The sequence below is a fragment of the Streptomyces sp. ISL-100 genome, from assembly GCF_018614615.1.
Classification (GTDB): domain Bacteria; phylum Actinomycetota; class Actinomycetes; order Streptomycetales; family Streptomycetaceae; genus Streptomyces.
Map to the genome: position 1 here is coordinate 43743 of NZ_JAGGOK010000020.1, position 15934 is coordinate 59676.

Genomic DNA, 15934 nt, shown 5'->3' on the forward strand with positions numbered 1-15934 from the left:
CGTGCCGCTGAGTGTCCCGGAAGGCGCCTAGTCGCAGGGGGTCAGTCTCCTGACCTGCGGCGATACGTCCGGGCGTAACAGATCTGGCGATCCGACGTAAGTGACCGTGAGGGCTTGCCCCTCGATCACCTACCAAGGAGATGCCCCTCCATGAGCACCACCTCCGTCGTGCCCGCGGCCTTTGTCCAAGCCACCGAGGCATTCGCCCGCGGCGCCGAGCACGTAGACCCGGAAACCCTCGATCTGTATCTGTCCGAGGTCGCCGACCAGGCGTCGTGTTCGCTGCTGCGCGACCGCTTCCGCAACGACTTCCCTCATGCTGCCTACCACGAGCTGCTGTCCACCGTGGCGGCCCTTCGCTCTGTACTCGGCTTCTCTCCGACTCCCACTGCCGTTGAAGTGCTGGACTGGCAGGACCAGCAGCGCATCGTCTTCGCCGAAGCCGTACGGGGGCCGAAGACGCAGTACCTCGTGGTCTTCGTCGACGGGCCGTACCGGGGAGTCGAGATGGCTCTCGATGGCCCGGCGGAGCCGTACCCGAACGCAGACGACCCTCTCGGGCACCTGGCAGACGGCTGGATCGCGGGCCCTCCCGCCTTCATCCCTCTGCCGATCGTCTGGGGGGACACTGCACGGCCGGGTCACGGCAGCGTCCGGTACAAGCGCGGCTACGCCCCGGACTCCGAGGGCCGGTGGCAGTTCCGAGTTCGCACGGATGACCCCGCGCCGCCGGAGGGTGCCCGCCCGAACATCACCGTGCCGGCCGCGCAGGAGATCTGATGGCGGCCACGTTCGAGGACTGGGCGGCTACGTTCGCCGACTGGAAGACGGAGCCGATCAAGAACCCCGTCGTGGACTGGCAGCAGGTCTACATACGCCTCCAGCCCCACGCTGCCGAATCGCTGGCTCTCGCTGCCGGGTTCCCGATCTTCCCGGTCCCGCTGCCGTTCACCACGATCAAGGTGCGCGCCGAGGTGCCGTGTCCCGCGTGTGGTCAAGGCCGGGTGTCGCGGTATTGGCGCTTGGAAAGGCGCGTGCTGATCGCCGGTTCGGGGTGCTGGCGGCACGTCTTCGTTATGGCGCCTCCGTTGCCGTTCCTGTGGATGGAGGACGAGGCGTGACCGCGCTAACCGTCGAGAGGCCGACCGCGGTATGGGCCGGGCGGGTCATCGTGCGCGCGGCAGGCCGGATAGCCCTGCACGTCGCCGTGGCGGGGGCCACGGTGCCCACCGCGACAATGTTCACGGTGCCGGTGGAATGCAAGCCGGACGCAGAGTCGGCCCCGGGCGTGCGGCCTTGGACCGGTCCTGTTGACGAGGAGCGGTTGTGCGCGTCCTGCCTGCGGGCGTTGCGGGGCGAGCCGGAGCCAGAACCCGCCCGCACAATCCCCACGGGTACGGCCGTAGCTCTGCCTGACCCGGGCGCGGACCGCCAGGAGCGCCGCCCGCTGCGTGCGGTTGCTGATCTATCGACCTACACCGCTCCGAGCCTGTCAGCCGAACACCGGGGGCGTCCCATCCGGTGGTCGGAGTGGGTCACGGCACCACAGCTCTCGCACTACTCGTCCGCCTGCGACTGGTGCGGTGACGCCGGGCCCTGCCTCATGGTGGACGGCCGCCAGGGCAACCCCCTCGTGAAGGACAACCCCCTCGTGAAGGACAACCCCCTGCGTTGGTTCGTCGCATACCGCTGTTCGTACTGTCAGGAGATGAGCGTGTACGAGCAGACGGGGTCCGCAGACCTTTCTCGGATCGCCCACTTCAAGCCCAAGTCCCCGAAGGGAGCCCGTGCGTGAACACCACCGAGCCGTCCGCGAACCTGCTTCGACAGGTCGCCCTCACCGCGTGCGGCCGCAGGCCGGGCAAGGCTCAGTCCTGTGACTCGTGCGCGCGCAAGGCCCCGGCCCTGCTGAACATCGCCTCCACGGGCGCGGCAGACGCTCTCGCGGCCGCGATCTGTGGCAGCCAGGGCGGAGCTTGCGCCGACTGCCACAGCAAGGCCGAAGCGATCATCAACGAGACGGCGGAGACGTTGTGCGACGCCTGAGCGGGGAAATCGGCTCCCGGTCGGCACGCCGCCTTCTCCTTGGCGAGCTGCTGCCGCTGGAAGGGTGGATGAACGTGGAGCTGCACTGCCACCTCGACGGCGCCGGCCCCTCGGACCGGCATCCGGACCTCACCCAGGTCCTGGTGTCGGTGCCCCCGCCCGAGTGGCCCGGCGGCATCGACCCGCGGGTGGAAGCCCTCGCCGACTACATCAGCCGCACCATGGAGTTGGGCGCCGGCATCGACGAGATCGACCGGGAGATGCCCGGCCGCAGTGAGCAGTACCGCTACCTCGCCGAGGCGCTGGTGCCGTGGCTCCTTGCCGCCCCGCGGCGGGAGCTGAAAGACGCATGGGACCGCGGATACAAAGCGGCATCCGCTCAGGCGATCACCCCATGAAAGAGTTCTCCCCAGGGGGCAGCTCACTGCCGCGTCGGTGAGGGAAAAGGCAATGGGGCGAAGACGGCGACGGTTCATGATCTGGGAATGGCTGGCCGTCCTGTCCGCCAGTGACGGAACCTGCCTCTACTGCGCCAGCCGATCCCAGACGATGGACCACGTCATCCCGTTCTCGGACGGAGGCGCCGACGACCTGAAGAACCTCCTGCCGATATGCCGTCCGTGCAACCGGACGAAGGGCAAGAAGAACCCAGTCGTATGGCACGTCGCCATGGACCTGTGCCTGCGCTGGAGCGGCGAAGGCTCCTTGCTCGACGGAGCGGTTCTCCAAAACAAGAGCCTTCGGGAGCTGTATCTGCTCACCCACACGCAGGTCTTGGAAGCCCTGGACGAGCTGGAGAAAGTGCAGGCCGAAGTCATCGACGCGCGGCGTACGGCCTGGTTCCAGCGGAAGTTCGAACCCTACGGATATCCCTCTGCCAGGTTCGGCGTCCCCCGGGCCCGAGCCCAGTTCGACAAACTCATCAGCGAGGGCAGGGTCAAGGGGTACCCGACAGCCGACGAGGAGTGGTCGGAGATCCTGAAGCGACTCGAGATCGGTCGCTGACGGTGGCAGACGTGCAGACGATCACAGCCGGATGGCAGACCTTCGCGCTACAGTGATCACCTAATCGAATACGGGCCCAGGGCCCACCCTCACGGCGGAGAGCAACCGCCGTAGACCCGAACCGAAAGGCCACGCGATGTTCGCGCGTACCCTCCTCGATGCCTTCCCCAGGTGACGTGACGTGCCCAACCGGGCTCCAACCCCCTCTCGGCACGTCACCTCTGCGGAAGGCCTCCGATGAAAGACACCCGACTGCGCCGCACCGCTGCCGCGGTGGCCGGCGCGTCCGTCGCCGTGTGCCGGTTCTGCGGGCGCCTGCGCTACGAACTGGCCCCGGCCGCTGCGACGTTCGGCCTGACCGCCATGTCGTGGTGGCACCACGCCACCGGAATCGGCTGGCCCGACCACACCGTTTACGGCCTGGTGACGGCCGCAACCGGGGCCTTGTGCGCCAAGGGCCTGGAGCACAAGAACACCAAGGCCGCTGCCGTCGGCCTCGGCGGCACCGTGATGTCCGTCGACGCCTGGCTCGGCGCAGCCCTCGGCCCGTCCGTCCCCTCCGCCATCGCGACCGGCGTCACCATGATCGGTGCCTACGGCCTGTACGTGCCCTGGTTGGTGAAGTCCCGCCACGACCGCATGAACCTCCAGATCAAGGCCGCGAAGAACGGCGGCCTGCCCAACTCCATGGGCATCAACGTCGGCACGCCCGGCGTCACCGGCGACACCCAGGAGGAGACCGCCCTGCGCCGCGCCCTCGTGGCCCTCGGCATCCCCGCCCAGGACGTCTCCCGGATCGTGTTCACTGAGACCGGATGGAACAGCGTCGTGACGCTGCCGCCCGGTAAGAACACCTCCGCCGCCGTGGTGATCTCCAAGCAGAAGCAGCTCGCCGCGAACCTCGACCTGCCCGGCACGCTGCGACTCCGCGTCGGCGAGCGGGAGAACCAGCTCCTGGTGCAGATGCAGGTCCGCGACCCGCTCGCCGAGACCATCGAGTGGCCGGGGCCGTCGATGACGTCGTGCACCGAATGGCTCCCACTCGGCCTGTCCCCGGACGGGACGCCGTTCGGCTACCACCCCCTCTACAACCACGTGTTGGTCGCGGGTGCCACGGACAACGGCAAGTCCGGTGTCCTGAACGTGATCCTCGGCAACCTCGCAGCCTGCCAGGACGCGGAGGTTCTGCTCGTCGACATGAAGCCCGGCGCCGTGGAACTGGGCCCCTGGGAGTCGTGCTCCCTGGCTCTGGCGGACTCCGTCGACCGCGCGAAGGCCCTCTTCACCATGGTCCGACAGGAGATCAAGGAGCGCGGCGAGCTGATGTCGCAGTGGCGCCGGGAGACCGGCGTCCCGGTACGCAAGTGGGACCCGGCCAAGCACGGCCGCCCCGCCTGGTTCATCGTCATCGACGAGCTGGCGGAACTGATCCGCCGCGCCCCCGACCTGGCGAAGGAACTTGAATCCCTCAAGCAGCTCGCCCGATTCGCCGCGATCATGTTCGTCGAGGCGACGCAGTCCCCCTCGGCCAAGGTCTTCGGCGACTCCACCGACGCGCGGCAGCAGTACCAGGTACGCATCGGCCTGGGCGTCACCGAGCCGACCGCGACCAACCTCATATTCGGCGTGGGGGCGCACGGCGAAGGCTGGCGACTCGACCTGCTGAACCTGCCGGGGAAGCTGATGATTGCCTCCCGCGACAACGCCCACAAAGCGCCGCTGGAGCGCAGGGCCTACTACCCGACCGACGAGGACATCGCCGCCACCATCGCCGAGTTCGGCGGCGTCAGCGCGGACGGCACGCTGCTCGAACCCACCGCACCCGCCGGCGGCCCGGGAGACGGAGGGCCGGGCGGGGGATCTCCCGCGCCGACCCCGGAACCGACCCTCGGGCGGCCGCGGCTGCGCGCCGTCCCGACGTTCCCCGACGGCTCACGCATCCCGGACAACAGGCTCGCCTTGTGGGAGGCCCTGCAGAAGGCCGGACCCGAGGGGCTGACCCTTCAGGACGCCGTCGCGCAGGGCATCGCGGGACACCGCACCTCGGTCCAAGGCCCCGTCTCCCAGTGGGTCACCAAGGGCTGGGTCGACGACACCGGCACGCGCGGCCGCGCCAAGGTCTACGTCCTCACCGCCCCCGAGCACACCCCCACGTCCACCGCCCCGCCCCTGGAGAAGGAGAACGCCCTTGCCCGGTAAGCCCGTCTACCCGACGACCGTCTACCCCTACGAACAGATGGCCCAGCACCTGCCCGTCGAGCAGTACCGGGGCGGTGTACCCGCGACCTGCCAGTGCGGACACGGCCACGCCCAGCCGGTGCAGCAGATCATCGTCCAGCAGGCCGACCGCTGGGGCCGCTACGTGACGCTCGGGTTCGCCGCGGCGACGATCACCGTGATGCTGCTCGTCGGCCTGGTGGTCGCCCTAGTCGCAGCCGGGGCGTGCGCCTTGTGCATAGCGGTCGCCGCACGCGCCCTGCGGGGCTTGTTCGGCGGCGGGAAGAAGAAGTAGCGGAGGGGCCCCGAATCGGGGCCCCTCCGCCGTTGCCCAACGCCTCGAATTGTGGTCAGGCGCAGCAACATCGGCCCGCTGACGGTACCCCAGTCGCCCACCTGACCAGGCACGACATGGCATGATCCACTCCCATGGGGAGAATCACATGGGGAAGGACCGTGGCGGGCGTTCTGGTCGCCGCCGCGGTGCTGGGGACGAGTGCTTGCGGCGGAGAAGCCGAGGCCCAGAAGAAGCCCGCCGCGAAGCCGAAGGTTCCGACCGTCGCCGCGGCGACCAAGACGTTCCAGGACGCCGTCACCACCTTCGACACGACCGACGGCTGCCCGAAGGCGACCGGCGAGTGCTGGGACAAGATGACGGCGGTTGCAGAGCCCGCCAAGGCCCTGCGGAAGGCAATGAACGCCGATAAGAAGACCGGCCCAGCCTTCTGGCGGGAGGCGTACGTCCTGCTCGACAAGATGGAGAAGGGGATGGCCGTCGGCGATGACACGTTCACGAACAGGCCGGACGTCCTAGGGTCAGCGCACGACCTGTCCGACTGGCTCGACGAGAATCCCGTCCAGTAGACGGGGCGAAGAGACTGCGCCGCCCCTGGCCCGATAGCCGGGGGCGGCGCTCGGTTTCGGGACCAGGTTGGCTGAGACTCGGCTCTCGCCCCCTTGTGTCAGCGAGCGCCGATATCGTGCCGTCGTGACGGTTGGAACAGACGAGACGCGCCTGATCATTCTGCGCGGAAACAGTGCCTCGGGTAAGTCATCGATCGCGGCCGGCCTGCGTGAGCAGTTCGGCCGCAACCTGGCCCTAGTCGGCCAAGACAACCTGCGCCGCATCGTGCTGCGCGAGCGCGACCGGCCCGGCGCCGCCAACGTCGGTCTGATCGGCATGACAGCCCGCTACGCGCTGGACGCCGGGTTCCACACGGTCGTCGAGGGCATCCTCTACGCCGACCGGTACGCCGCGATGCTGGAAGACCTCGTACGTGACCACCGCGGCATCTCGCGGTGCTACTACCTTGACGTGCCGCTCCAGGAGACCCTGGCCCGTCACGTGACGAAGCCCGACCTGGCCTACCTTTCGCAGGTCACCGACGAGCACCTACGCGACTGGTATCGAGAGCAGGACCTGTTGCCCAGCGGCCTGGAGACCGTCATCGAGGCCAGCAGCGCTCTGGACGACACGGTGAAGCGCATCATGCGCGAGACGGGCCTCGACAAGGTGCCAGCCATCGACCGCTGAACCGACATCGCACGGCGCCCGTCAGCGGCCGCAGTGTGGGCATCGGCGGCTGCGCACGCCGCGGGTCCCGATGTCTATCCCGTCTTCTCGCATCCTCGTCAGATGGAGGCTTGCAGTGGACGGGGAGATGCCGACCGCCTCGGCGAGTTCCCGCACGGACGGCTCCTCGCCATACTCGGCGACCCACGCGCGCTGTCTACGCAGGAGGCCACTGCGCCGCTCCTCGGCAGGCTTCCACGCGGAGCGGGTCACGAACCTGCCTCTGTCCGGGCGCGTGCGATCTCCTTGCGAGCGACGCGGGCGGCCGGGGTCCCGGCAGGCGTCTCCCAGAAGGAGTGGCCCGCGATGCGGCGGGACAGCTCCAGCAGGCGACGACGGGCACCCGTCTGGGAGCTGGCCGAGGCGTGGGCCAGCTCGTCATAGGTGAGGTACCAAGCGGTCTGATCCCTCAGGAGATCACTGGGGAAGCGGTCACGGTCCATGCTTCGAATAGACCACATGTTCGATTTTCGAGGCAAAAGGCGCAGCCTCTCGCGTGGGGCGGACTGCCCGGCACGCGACGCTAAGGGCCGGGGCCCCTCACAGTGCGCCCACCTGCCACACCCGCAGGGACTCGCGACTCAGGAGGACCCTTTCATGACCCAGTGGACCCCGAAGCTCACCAACGTCGACGGCACGGACGGCACGTCCGGCTCCGGCCACTACGTCTCCGCGGGCGGTGCCTGCACGTTCACCGCGATGATCGTCGCCCACAAGGAGACGACCTCCAGGGACGGCGCGGGCTTCGGCCTGACGCTGCCGGTGCCGGCCAAGAGCGGCGCCCGCCTCACGTTCCAGCTCAGCTACGACGGCCGCGATGCTGACCACGGCGTCTGGACCGGTGAGGCGCTGATCTACGCCGGGTCCGATGGCAAGCAGATCGACCGCCTGCGGGTGACCGGTACCTCCAACGGCGCGGCCCTGCAGAACGTCAACCACGTGTACGGCGACGTGGAGGGCGCGAAGGAGGCGGAGATCATCACCGTCACCGGCTCGTACCCGGTGGCCTGAGCCAGCTGTAGAAGGGCCGCCGGAACTCTCGGTCCCGGCGGCCCTTCTGCGTTACTGGGGACTACGACCCCTGGCACCCGGGGCAGGTGACACCGCTGGCCAAAAGGTCCGCGCAGACGACGCACTCCTGGTCGCCATCCCCCGAGGGGCCCACCCCGCTCAGGTCCACCCCGCACAGTGCCCATTCCGGCGCGCAGCAGGAGGTGTGAGCGATCGCCGGGCCAGCCGAGGCTGCAGGGACGACAACGGGGAGTTCACCGCGGACGCGCGCGACAACGGTTCGTGTGGCCTGGTCGAGAGCTGTGAGGAACGGGTCCGCCATGGACCAGGACGCTACCGCAGTTGCCCCCGGCGGCGAACGGGCATCAGCGCTGCATGTAACCGCTACCCTCTGCCTGCATGGAGATCCCGGAGCCCACCGGGCCGCCGTACATCCACCCGGACCGTGAGCGCGTGCAGCCGGTCTGCGGGATCTGCCCGGCCACGCGGTACCCGCGCACGGAGTTCGTGATCTACAGCAGGCCGTCTTGAGAATGCCCGTTCAACCCGGACGACGGGCACCGTTACACCCTCGACGCGGGCGTTCCGGCCTGCGTCCATCCGGACAAGATCGGCCTTGCGCCGGACAGGATAGCCCCGCCCCCGCGCCCCGATCCGGTGGCGGCACACTCGGATACTCCGTCTCGTAGAGGTCGGTGGAGGCTGCCATGGCGCTCCCCGTCGAGTAACTGAACATCGCTGTTCGAGTGTTGTGGGACGAGGACTGGGGGATGATCGGCGGCATGACCACCCCCGTGTTGATGTCGGACCCCAAGGTTGCGGTTGTCCCTGTCGCTGAGTGCGGCGAGCGCCTGGTCGACGTTCGTGCAGGCGGCGCGCTGCTGGTCGATACGCGCAAGCAAGATCCGGCCGACGCGTTCGCCTACCTGCGTGAGGGCGTGCTCGCGCGGGTGCTGCACGCCCAGGAGCTGCTGCCGCGAGGGCTGCGGTTGTTGTTCGTCGAGGGATACCGGCCCCTGTCTCTCCAGCGTGCGTACTTCGTGGAGTACGCGGAGCAACTGCGAGCCCTCTACCCGGAATGGCCCGATGAGCAGATCCACGCGGCGGCGAGCCGGTACGTGTCCCCACCGGAAATCGCACCGCACAGCGCAGGAGCCGCGATCGACCTCACGCTCGCGGATGAGGACGGTCGAGAACTCGACCTGGGCACGCGGATGAACGCAGACCCCGAGGAGAGCGACGGCGCCTGCTTCACCGACGCCACCAACATCAGCGAGAACGCCCGCGCCAACCGGGAACTGCTCGGCTCGGTCCTCACGGCCGCGGGCCTTGTGAACTATGGATTCGAGTGGTGGCACTACTCGTTCGGGGACCGCTACTGGGCTCTCGCCAAGGGTGAGGGCGCCGCACTGTACGGGCCGAAGGAACTCGACGAGCCCCACCTCGTACGCTAGTTGAGCAGGCCCCGGCGACGCGGCTTGTTCAAGGGCTCGGGCTCGTACAAGGCCAAGAGCACGGCTTCGGCGCGGTCCGGCGACTTCATGCCGCGGGCCTTCATCGCCTTCTTGCTCTCGATCTGGGTGTAGCCACTCGTCGTGGACAGCAGTTTTGGCGTGGAGAGCTGCGCGGCCGCCTTCTTGTCGACGTGCAGGCGCAGCCGCCCCCGGCCGGATGACGGGTTGGGCTGGAGCAGCGACCTGGTGGCCAGCCACATCTCGTCGCGCTTGCGCCACGGCCGCATGACGGCACCCGGGTCATCCTGGCTCGGGGACTCCGAGACCATGACGCCGACGATCTGCGCTTGGTGCCGGCCGGTCTCCGCCCACCGCTCCAGCATGGAGACCACGCCGTGGCCGATGCCGTTCTGGTCGACCTTGACGCGGACCGGGTGCGGGGAGTTCAGGGCGTCGGCCAGGCGCTGCGCAGCGTGGATCTCCTCGAGTACCTTCTCGGCGACGGTGACCTGGCTGTCGTTCGCGGCGCCGGCGGAGGCGTGCCGGAACTCGACCGCGTCGCCGACCGTGCGGTACACGGTGAATTCGTCGCCCCCGTCGGCGGCGATGTCCACGCCGAGGCGGACCCAGGCCCCGTCACGGACGGTGTGCTGGGCGCTCTCGCCGTCGAGGCCGAGGTCGCACAGCCGGTGCCAGCCGTCTCCGGTCGGGTCCTCGTAGGACATGGCGCCATCGACCCAGGTCGGGGGGATGGCGATGCCACCGCCTCCTTTGGGGAATCGGGCGAACACCTTGGCGATCACGTACGGGTGGTCTTCGCCGTACGACCGGATGGTGCGGTCCACCCAGTCTTGGTCAGGCATGTGGTCGGCGAGAGAGTGCCGGGCGACGCCTGCGGGGCAGTCCGTGCAGTACGGGGCGTGCTCTCCGGTGATCGCTGGGGAGTCGAGCGAGGAGATCGGGATGGTGACGGTGGTCGGTTCGCCGACGTCGTCGCCCTCGATGCACAGCTCCTCGAACCAGCTCGCCGGATCGTCCATCGCCGGGTTGCCGATCGCCAACATCGCGGCGTGCCCGCCGGTGAGCAAGTTGTTGGTGCCGTGGCCGATCATCGGGGCGATACCGCCCGCCTCGTCGACGATGAGCAGCAGGTGGGGCATGTGAATGCCCTGCATCGCCGCCTCGTCGTTGGCGGGAGCGGAGAACCCGTACGCGGCGACAAAGTCGTTGCCGTAGGGGTCGGGCATTTTGTACTGGACGGTGTCGCAGTACCCGGGCAGGCCGGCACGGGGGACGACCTTGCGAATGTGCGGCCAGAGCTGGCGTTGCACCTGCCGGAACCGCGTCGCTGTGGTGATGGCCAACGCCGTGCCGACGGGATAGACGTTGGTGAACCAGACGGCGGCGCGGGCGGCCAAGTGCGTCTTGCCGACGCCGAATCCGGCCGGGACGGCGACGCGCTTGTGATCAACGAGCGCGTCGAGAACGGCTCGTTGCTTGGACCACAGGCTCTCGCCGAGGACGTCCTCGACGAACCCGGACGGGGAGTCTCGCCACAGCCCGTACAGGGAGCCGGTGGCCCTTTCGACTTCCGTCATGATGACGGCGCGTTCGCGGGGCGTGAAGTGCTGCTTGAAGGCGTTGCGGCGCTCGGTGGGCGGCAGTCGCAAAAGCCGATCGGCGATGTCGGCGCCGTCGCGGGAGATGACGCCAGGGCGGGCGTGCTGCAGCTTGGACGCCGAGGGGGCCACGCGGGTGCGTGTCGGCTGCTCAGGCTGCTTACGGGACATGATCAGGACGCTGCCGCTCGGGCCGGGTTTGTGTCGCGGTCTGGCCGGGGGCCCATGCCCTGACACCCCGACCAAACCGCGTGTTCCGGCGCGCCATGACGAACACGGCCAACCCTGGTGGCCTTTGCGCCGGAAGCTCTTTCGCTCAAGGCCCGCGCGATGGGGGGTGGGGTCGCGCGGGCCTCGGCACCATGTAGTACGTCGGAAGTCAGATCTTGTTACACCTGGCTTCGGGGCAAGTCAGATGCCGTCGTAGATGCCGCCGCACCCGGTGCATTCCCATGCCGAGCCGACGCTGTCCCCGCCGTGGTACTCGTGCACGGGGCGGAAGAACGACTCGCCGCAACCGCAGGTGTCGGGTGGCCGCTTGAGTACGTAGCCGTCGACGTAGAGCTCGCCCATCACGGCCGCGCGAAGTCGTCAGCGTCCGCGGGGGTCGGGCTGTCGGCGATGCCGCCCAGGAGCACAGCGTGCTCGTCGTTGGCCCGGCGTACCGCTTCGAGGATGATCCGGGCTTCGGCGACGGCGACGCCGAGTTCATCGGCCTTCAGCCGGTACCAGGGAGTGGTCTCGGCGCCGGCGGCGGCCAGGGCCTCGCGGCGGGTCTCGTAGTAGTGGCGGGCCAGGGGAAGGAGGCCGGGCATGGTCGTCATGTGCAAGGGAACGCCGCCCTGCCGGATTGTGTGACAGGGCGGCGCTCAGAGACGTCTGCTACTGCTTCGAGGCGGCCTGTTCGGCAGGGGCCGTCACGGTGGCGGCCTTGCCGTCCTGAAGCTGCTGAAGACGCTTCAGCGTTGCGGTGAGCATGGCCTGCGCACCCGAGGGGTCGTCACCCGTGCCGCCCTCGATCTTCACCCGGATGTTGGCCTTGCCCGAGCGAGCGAATCCGTAGACGGTGTCCTCGCTGGCACCGGGGTTGATGACGAGCGTGCTTTCTTCCCCCACCGGCGACTTGGGGGCCTGCTCCTTGCTCGTCTCGGTGCCCTTCCAGGTCGCGTAAGCGCTGTGTGCGTCCTTGGCCGAGTCGAAGAGGCAGATGTGCACGAAGGCCATGTTGACCGTGGAGCCGTTGTATTCGTACGAAGCGTCACCGCCGCGGACCCAGCCTGCCGGAGTGGAGTCGTCCTCCGAGCGGTTGCAGTACGTCCCCTCCGTCACCGACTTGTCGCCGTGCAAGGACCATCCCGGAAGCGTCTCACCGTCGCCGAGCAGGGCCTGTGTGAGGTCTGCTTGAGCGAGTTCCTTCGTGATCGGCTTGGGGGCAGGAGCAGAAATCGGCTTGTCCGCCTTCTGCGCGCCGGAGTCGGAGGTCGGCCCCTCGCTGCTGGAGGAGCAGGCGGTGAGCGCGGTGAACCCGACAAGGGCAGTTGCGAGGGCGACGCGTGCACGTGACATGCACAGAGCCTATCCACTGGTGATCATCGCGCGGTGGGGCGTTTCACCGTTCGAGCCAGCTCTCCAAGGGACAGCCGACGGTGTCTGAGCGAAGCGAAGGCACCGTAATTACTTGATGGTCATGCTTGATGTTCTTACTAAAGGGGCCTGACCTGCCGGAACCCGGAGCACCGGAAGCCGGATTCACCGGCGCCGGGTTTTCAGGCCCCGGCTACCGGCGACTGAAAACCCGGCCCCGGTGATGCTGCAGGGCCGGGCTCGGGGCGGGGGTCAGTAGCCGCGGCGCTTCTTCGCTCGCGTCTTGAGGTTCCGTACGTACGCCGGGGTGAGGTCATCGCCCATCTCCGCGATCTTGGTGGTGCTCCACCCGTAGGGCTCCTCGGTCAGGGCGAGCGTGGCGTCATACAGGAACGGCATCGCGGCTTTCCGGCGGGCGCCGGCGACCGACACCGTGGCGGACAGGGACGAAAGCCGGTCCGCGGCGTCCTCGATGTGCTCGACCCCGGCCTCCTTGGCGGCCGCTCGGCGCTCCTCGGACGTCATGCGGGCGTTGAGGTCGCCGTTGGGGTTGATCGTCGTCTTCTTGTCGCCGTGCAGCGCGACGCGGCGCATCTCGTTGTACGCGTTGGGCAGGATACCGAGGACCTTGTCCAGGCCGCGGACGCCGTCGTAGAACCACAGGCTCATGGCGGCCTGGTTGCGCTCCTCAGCGTGCGCGGCGATCTCGAGGTCGGCCTGCTGCACGATCTCGCAGGCCCGCTTGAACCGGTCGTCGGGCCGGGCGATGGCGCCCAGCTCGTCCTTGACCTGGCGCTCGGCGTCGGCGCGGAGGGTCTTGTGCTCGGGGATGGTGAGGTTGTGGTGCGCAGCGGGCATGACTGGCCTCCGGGGCTCGGGCACCGCGCTGGTGCCGGCGAAGGCTGGGGCAACCCCATGCCGAAGAACGCCGAAATAGTACAGCGCGGTGCGTCGGCTTGTCATGATGGGCGTGCCGCACCCCTCCTGAGCAGGGCAAATCCGAAACGGCCGACAAGGAAAATTCGCCCATGGACGTTCGCTGGAATAGCTGGATCGCGGCCGGCCGGTGCGTCGGTGAAGACGATCCGGCCGACCTCCGTACGCGGCACGGAGCCGGGGCGCAGAAAGCCGAGCCCCACGAGACGCCTCACCGCCACCACCGCAGCCGGGCAAGACCGCGGCGCGGGCGTGGGAGCGGCTGGAACTCCTCGCTCTCCGTCTTCCACCGGTCGTCCTTCCGGGCCCTGTGCTCGGCGCGAGAGCACAGGGCAAACACGGCCCAGGTCCGGCGGCCGAAGGTGATGGCGGGCCCGCCGACCCCGTACGGCCGCTCGTTGCTGCTGTAGGTGTAGCCGATCGCGAACCACACCCCCGGGGTGCTCGTGGTCCAGGTCCCGGCCGTCCACCGGCCCAAGTCGACGAACCCCGGCGCCTCCCGCTTCATCGCCCCGCCAAACGACCGCGGTCCGCTTACCGTCCGCTGTGAGCCGGTACGTCTGCCCGTCGGCGTACTCGACCCCGACCTCGTCCGGGACCTGCGGGCGACGCACCTTCCACCCGGCCTCGTACGACGGTTTCGGGTTGTCCTCGAACCAGCCGTTGCACAGCTCGCAGGCCAGCAGCAGGTTGTGCGCCTGGTTGATCCACGGCTCCCGCGCCCCGCCCATGCCGCGGTTGACGCGGTGGTGGATGGTCAGCCGGTGCAGGGTGCCGCAGCGCACGCACCGCCCGCCGTCTCGCTGGTAGACGAGGTCCTTGACCGGGTCGGTGGGGCCGGTACGTCGTCGGGCCACGATCGTCTCCGTCCTGCCCGGCCGCCAGGCCGCGGGTGCGGGCCGGGGGTGCGGCGGGGCGAGGACGAGAGAGTGGACGGCGGCCGTGCCTTACGTCGCGCGCTCCGGGGCCCGCGACCCGGCGGCGACGCACCCCGGGCAGGGTTCGCTGTGGTGCTCGTCGACGTCCTGGTCGTCGCGGCGGGTGGCGTAGGTGAGATCGAGCGTGATGCGAGGCACGGACAGCTCCACTCCGCGCACCACCGGCGGCATCTCCGGGCAGTAGCCCCACCTGCTGAAGCCGTTGCCGTCGATGACGGCGCGCACGACACGCTTCCACAGGCCCGGCGGCCGGCCGCCCGCTGGCCCGTAGTACTCGTCGCGGCTCTGGACGACCAGGACGGCGGACAGCCGCACGGGCAGGCCGACCGTGTGCCAGGAGCGGATCTTGACGCCGTCGCCGTTGTCCGGGGACTGGAAGAAGACGGAGACGCCGGGCACCCATCGCAGCGGGTAGTAGTTGATGTCCATGAGCGCGGACCGTACGAACCGGCGCGGTCAGTGTCGCGTCGCACTGGAGTCGTGCTCGGCGAAGGCGCGCTCAAGGGCGTCAAGGACTGCGGCCGCGTCCGGGATAGGCGCGAACGAGATGACGACCTGCCCGGTCCCGGGCGTGCCGAGGGTGAACTCGAACTGCGCGGCCGACGTCTCGCACTCGTACACGTAGGTGCCCGGCGGGGCCTCGCTCAACGGCCCGTCCGCGTAGTCCAGGTACGGGAGACGGATCTCGTCGACGGCGCGCGCGATCACCTCGTTGGGGATCTGCCCGAACTCGACGTTGGCGCGGCCCTCGTCGTCGACGCAGACACGGCCGGCGCCGCGCCCGTCGGTGTCGTACTCCAGGCGGATGTCGTCACAGCCGACGTAGCGCGGACAGTCTTCAAGGTGGGGGAAGGCGGTCTTCAGCGCGGCGACGGCCGCGGCCTGCGTCTCGTGCCAGTGCTGCTCCCAGGTGTCGATGGCCTGGAGGAGGGCGGACTGCATGTGGTGGTGCTCCGTTCGGTCGCCGGGCAGCAGCCGCGGTGGCGGCCGTGGACCCGGCAGGGGTGATGCAACGGAGCAGCATCCGCACCGAGGGCGCTAGCGTCGCGCTGACCAGCGGGTACGTGCGGGCATGTGCTGTTCGTGAACGGCGCCCATCAGGTCCATCAGGAAGCTGGACGCCCCACCGGGGTCGCCGATATCGACGGCCTTGAGTGCCCTGGCCGCGGCCTCCCGCACAGGGGCGTCGAGGCGTTCCGCTGCGGCCTGCTGGTACGCGACCCAGCGCAGCTCGGCCACCTCCTCATCGGTGACCGCTCCGCTCCCGGTCCGGGGGAAAGCGGCGCGGTGGTAGCAGGCGACGGCGATGAGGGCACCCTGGGCCAGCGCGGCACCGAAGCCGTTGCGCTTCGCTTCGGCCTGCTGCTGGCGGATCTGGCGGAGCCGGACGAACGCGGCGCCCCCAGTCCCGATGGCGCAGCACACGGCTGCGGTGAGCGTGCTCGTCACGTCCCGGGTGGTGAGGTAGCCGACTCCGGCACCGAATATGAGCCCGGCGAGCGCCATGACGGCGACAACGGGGCGAACGTCCTTCCACATGCCATGCAGTGT

Annotated in this window: 24 protein-coding genes; 13 read left to right on the plus strand and 11 right to left on the minus strand. The window is 69.1% G+C overall.

All coding sequences use genetic code 11. The features are described 5' to 3' along the window. The first annotated feature begins 150 nt into the window (after positions 1-150). From J7E89_RS09790 to J7E89_RS09835, 10 genes are all read left to right on the plus strand, one after another. The gene (locus J7E89_RS09790; RefSeq protein ID WP_214971274.1) at positions 151-780 is read left to right on the plus strand and encodes a hypothetical protein; all 630 of its coding nucleotides are present in this window, start codon (positions 151-153) and stop codon (positions 778-780) included. Continuing rightward, complete coding sequence (locus J7E89_RS09795; protein WP_214971277.1) at positions 780-1121, plus strand: hypothetical protein; 342 nt, start codon at positions 780-782, stop codon at positions 1119-1121. Before J7E89_RS09790 ends, J7E89_RS09795 begins: the two co-directional genes overlap by 1 nt. Continuing rightward, positions 1118-1795 carry a hypothetical protein gene (locus J7E89_RS09800; RefSeq protein ID WP_214971280.1) on the plus strand — a complete coding sequence of 226 codons (678 nt, stop codon included), beginning with the start codon at positions 1118-1120 and terminating at the stop codon, positions 1793-1795. Before J7E89_RS09795 ends, J7E89_RS09800 begins: the two co-directional genes overlap by 4 nt. Continuing rightward, positions 1792-2046, plus strand: a complete 255-nt coding sequence (locus J7E89_RS09805) for a hypothetical protein (RefSeq protein WP_214971283.1) — start codon at positions 1792-1794, stop codon at positions 2044-2046. The genes J7E89_RS09800 and J7E89_RS09805 overlap by 4 nt, the downstream gene beginning before the upstream one ends. Beyond that, a complete protein-coding gene (locus J7E89_RS09810) occupies positions 2034-2444 on the plus strand; it encodes a hypothetical protein (protein ID WP_214971285.1) in 411 nt (136 codons plus the stop codon). The genes J7E89_RS09805 and J7E89_RS09810 overlap by 13 nt, the downstream gene beginning before the upstream one ends. A 76-nt stretch (positions 2445-2520) precedes the next feature. Beyond that, positions 2521-3051 (plus strand): HNH endonuclease, encoded by a 531-nt coding sequence (locus J7E89_RS09815; RefSeq protein ID WP_214971288.1) that lies wholly within the window; start codon positions 2521-2523, stop codon positions 3049-3051. A 237-nt stretch (positions 3052-3288) separates the two neighbouring features. Further along, a complete protein-coding gene (locus J7E89_RS09820; RefSeq protein ID WP_214971291.1) occupies positions 3289-5250 on the plus strand; it encodes an FtsK/SpoIIIE domain-containing protein in 1962 nt (653 codons plus the stop codon). Then, positions 5240-5563: a hypothetical protein gene (locus tag J7E89_RS09825; RefSeq protein WP_214971294.1), complete on the plus strand. Its 324-nt coding sequence runs from the start codon at positions 5240-5242 to the stop codon at positions 5561-5563. The genes J7E89_RS09820 and J7E89_RS09825 overlap by 11 nt, the downstream gene beginning before the upstream one ends. A 134-nt stretch (positions 5564-5697) precedes the next feature. Continuing rightward, positions 5698-6132 (plus strand): hypothetical protein, encoded by a 435-nt coding sequence (locus tag J7E89_RS09830; protein ID WP_214971297.1) that lies wholly within the window; start codon positions 5698-5700, stop codon positions 6130-6132. 124 nt (positions 6133-6256) lie between these two features. Continuing rightward, entirely contained in the window at positions 6257-6802 is a 546-nt protein-coding gene (locus J7E89_RS09835) for an AAA family ATPase (RefSeq protein ID WP_214971300.1), read from the plus strand. A gap of 21 nt (positions 6803-6823) precedes the next feature. Here J7E89_RS09835 and J7E89_RS42340 read toward each other — a convergent pair whose 3' ends face one another. Together J7E89_RS42340 and J7E89_RS09845 are read right to left on the minus strand one after the other, a co-directional pair. Beyond that, a complete protein-coding gene (locus J7E89_RS42340) occupies positions 6824-7054 on the minus strand; it encodes a helix-turn-helix domain-containing protein (RefSeq protein WP_214971302.1) in 231 nt (76 codons plus the stop codon). Then, positions 7051-7284, minus strand: a complete 234-nt coding sequence (locus J7E89_RS09845) for a hypothetical protein (protein WP_214971305.1) — start codon at positions 7282-7284, stop codon at positions 7051-7053. Before J7E89_RS09845 ends, J7E89_RS42340 begins: the two co-directional genes overlap by 4 nt. Positions 7285-7438: 154 nt before the next feature. Between J7E89_RS09845 and J7E89_RS09850 the strand changes: the two genes are divergently transcribed. The 3 genes from J7E89_RS09850 (at position 7439) to J7E89_RS09855 (ending at position 9306) form a co-directional block, all read left to right on the plus strand. Further along, positions 7439-7852, plus strand: a complete 414-nt coding sequence (locus tag J7E89_RS09850; RefSeq protein WP_214971308.1) for a hypothetical protein — start codon at positions 7439-7441, stop codon at positions 7850-7852. A gap of 399 nt (positions 7853-8251) precedes the next feature. Further along, on the plus strand, positions 8252-8383 hold the full coding sequence (locus J7E89_RS41780) for a hypothetical protein (protein WP_285439222.1): 132 nt from the start codon (positions 8252-8254) through the stop codon (positions 8381-8383). A 251-nt stretch (positions 8384-8634) separates the two neighbouring features. Beyond that, a complete protein-coding gene (locus tag J7E89_RS09855) occupies positions 8635-9306 on the plus strand; it encodes a M15 family metallopeptidase (protein WP_214971312.1) in 672 nt (223 codons plus the stop codon). Here the strand turns inward: J7E89_RS09855 and J7E89_RS09860 are convergent. The 9 genes from J7E89_RS09860 to J7E89_RS09900 form a co-directional block, all read right to left on the minus strand. Continuing rightward, positions 9303-11096 carry a hypothetical protein gene (locus J7E89_RS09860; protein WP_214971315.1) on the minus strand — a complete coding sequence of 598 codons (1794 nt, stop codon included), beginning with the start codon at positions 11094-11096 and terminating at the stop codon, positions 9303-9305. The genes J7E89_RS09855 and J7E89_RS09860 overlap by 4 nt on opposite strands. A 240-nt stretch (positions 11097-11336) precedes the next feature. Beyond that, positions 11337-11498 (minus strand): hypothetical protein, encoded by a 162-nt coding sequence (locus tag J7E89_RS09865; RefSeq protein ID WP_214971318.1) that lies wholly within the window; start codon positions 11496-11498, stop codon positions 11337-11339. Then, positions 11498-11749, minus strand: coding sequence for a hypothetical protein (locus tag J7E89_RS09870; protein WP_214971321.1), 252 nt, complete (start codon positions 11747-11749; stop codon positions 11498-11500). The genes J7E89_RS09865 and J7E89_RS09870 overlap by 1 nt, the downstream gene beginning before the upstream one ends. A gap of 58 nt (positions 11750-11807) precedes the next feature. Next, entirely contained in the window at positions 11808-12491 is a 684-nt protein-coding gene (locus J7E89_RS09875) for a hypothetical protein (protein WP_214971325.1), read from the minus strand. Positions 12492-12761: 270 nt separating this feature from the next. After that, complete coding sequence (locus tag J7E89_RS09880) at positions 12762-13367, minus strand: hypothetical protein (protein ID WP_214971328.1); 606 nt, start codon at positions 13365-13367, stop codon at positions 12762-12764. Between the two features lie 101 nt (positions 13368-13468). Continuing rightward, positions 13469-14302: an HNH endonuclease gene (locus J7E89_RS09885; RefSeq protein ID WP_214971331.1), complete on the minus strand. Its 834-nt coding sequence runs from the start codon at positions 14300-14302 to the stop codon at positions 13469-13471. 90 nt (positions 14303-14392) lie between these two features. After that, complete coding sequence (locus tag J7E89_RS09890) at positions 14393-14812, minus strand: hypothetical protein (RefSeq protein ID WP_214971333.1); 420 nt, start codon at positions 14810-14812, stop codon at positions 14393-14395. A 27-nt stretch (positions 14813-14839) separates the two neighbouring features. Beyond that, entirely contained in the window at positions 14840-15325 is a 486-nt protein-coding gene (locus J7E89_RS09895) for a hypothetical protein (protein ID WP_214971334.1), read from the minus strand. Positions 15326-15421: 96 nt separating this feature from the next. Next, positions 15422-15922, minus strand: coding sequence for a hypothetical protein (locus J7E89_RS09900; RefSeq protein ID WP_214971336.1), 501 nt, complete (start codon positions 15920-15922; stop codon positions 15422-15424). Positions 15923-15934 lie beyond the last annotated feature (12 nt).

Excerpts from the sequence above, each read along its gene's own strand:
- J7E89_RS09830 (WP_214971297.1), top strand. The coding sequence starts at position 5,698 with ATGGGGAGAATCACATGGGGAAGGACCGTGGCGGGCGTTCTGGTCGCC.
- J7E89_RS09845 (WP_214971305.1), bottom strand. The coding sequence starts at position 7,284 with ATGGACCGTGACCGCTTCCCCAGTGATCTCCTGAGGGATCAGACCGCT.
- J7E89_RS09790 (WP_214971274.1), top strand. The coding sequence starts at position 151 with ATGAGCACCACCTCCGTCGTGCCCGCGGCCTTTGTCCAAGCCACCGAG.
- J7E89_RS09890 (WP_214971333.1), bottom strand. The coding sequence starts at position 14,812 with ATGGACATCAACTACTACCCGCTGCGATGGGTGCCCGGCGTCTCCGTC.
- J7E89_RS09815 (WP_214971288.1), top strand. The coding sequence starts at position 2,521 with ATGATCTGGGAATGGCTGGCCGTCCTGTCCGCCAGTGACGGAACCTGC.
- J7E89_RS09870 (WP_214971321.1), bottom strand. The coding sequence starts at position 11,749 with ATGACGACCATGCCCGGCCTCCTTCCCCTGGCCCGCCACTACTACGAG.
- J7E89_RS09895 (WP_214971334.1), bottom strand. The coding sequence starts at position 15,325 with ATGCAGTCCGCCCTCCTCCAGGCCATCGACACCTGGGAGCAGCACTGG.
- J7E89_RS09900 (WP_214971336.1), bottom strand. The coding sequence starts at position 15,922 with ATGTGGAAGGACGTTCGCCCCGTTGTCGCCGTCATGGCGCTCGCCGGG.
- J7E89_RS09880 (WP_214971328.1), bottom strand. The coding sequence starts at position 13,367 with ATGCCCGCTGCGCACCACAACCTCACCATCCCCGAGCACAAGACCCTC.
- J7E89_RS09855 (WP_214971312.1), top strand. The coding sequence starts at position 8,635 with ATGACCACCCCCGTGTTGATGTCGGACCCCAAGGTTGCGGTTGTCCCT.
- J7E89_RS41780 (WP_285439222.1), top strand. The coding sequence starts at position 8,252 with ATGGAGATCCCGGAGCCCACCGGGCCGCCGTACATCCACCCGGACCGT.
- J7E89_RS09860 (WP_214971315.1), bottom strand. The coding sequence starts at position 11,096 with ATGTCCCGTAAGCAGCCTGAGCAGCCGACACGCACCCGCGTGGCCCCC.
- J7E89_RS09865 (WP_214971318.1), bottom strand. The coding sequence starts at position 11,498 with ATGGGCGAGCTCTACGTCGACGGCTACGTACTCAAGCGGCCACCCGAC.
- J7E89_RS09820 (WP_214971291.1), top strand. The coding sequence starts at position 3,289 with ATGAAAGACACCCGACTGCGCCGCACCGCTGCCGCGGTGGCCGGCGCG.
- J7E89_RS09875 (WP_214971325.1), bottom strand. The coding sequence starts at position 12,491 with ATGTCACGTGCACGCGTCGCCCTCGCAACTGCCCTTGTCGGGTTCACC.
- J7E89_RS09795 (WP_214971277.1), top strand. The coding sequence starts at position 780 with ATGGCGGCCACGTTCGAGGACTGGGCGGCTACGTTCGCCGACTGGAAG.
- J7E89_RS09850 (WP_214971308.1), top strand. The coding sequence starts at position 7,439 with ATGACCCAGTGGACCCCGAAGCTCACCAACGTCGACGGCACGGACGGC.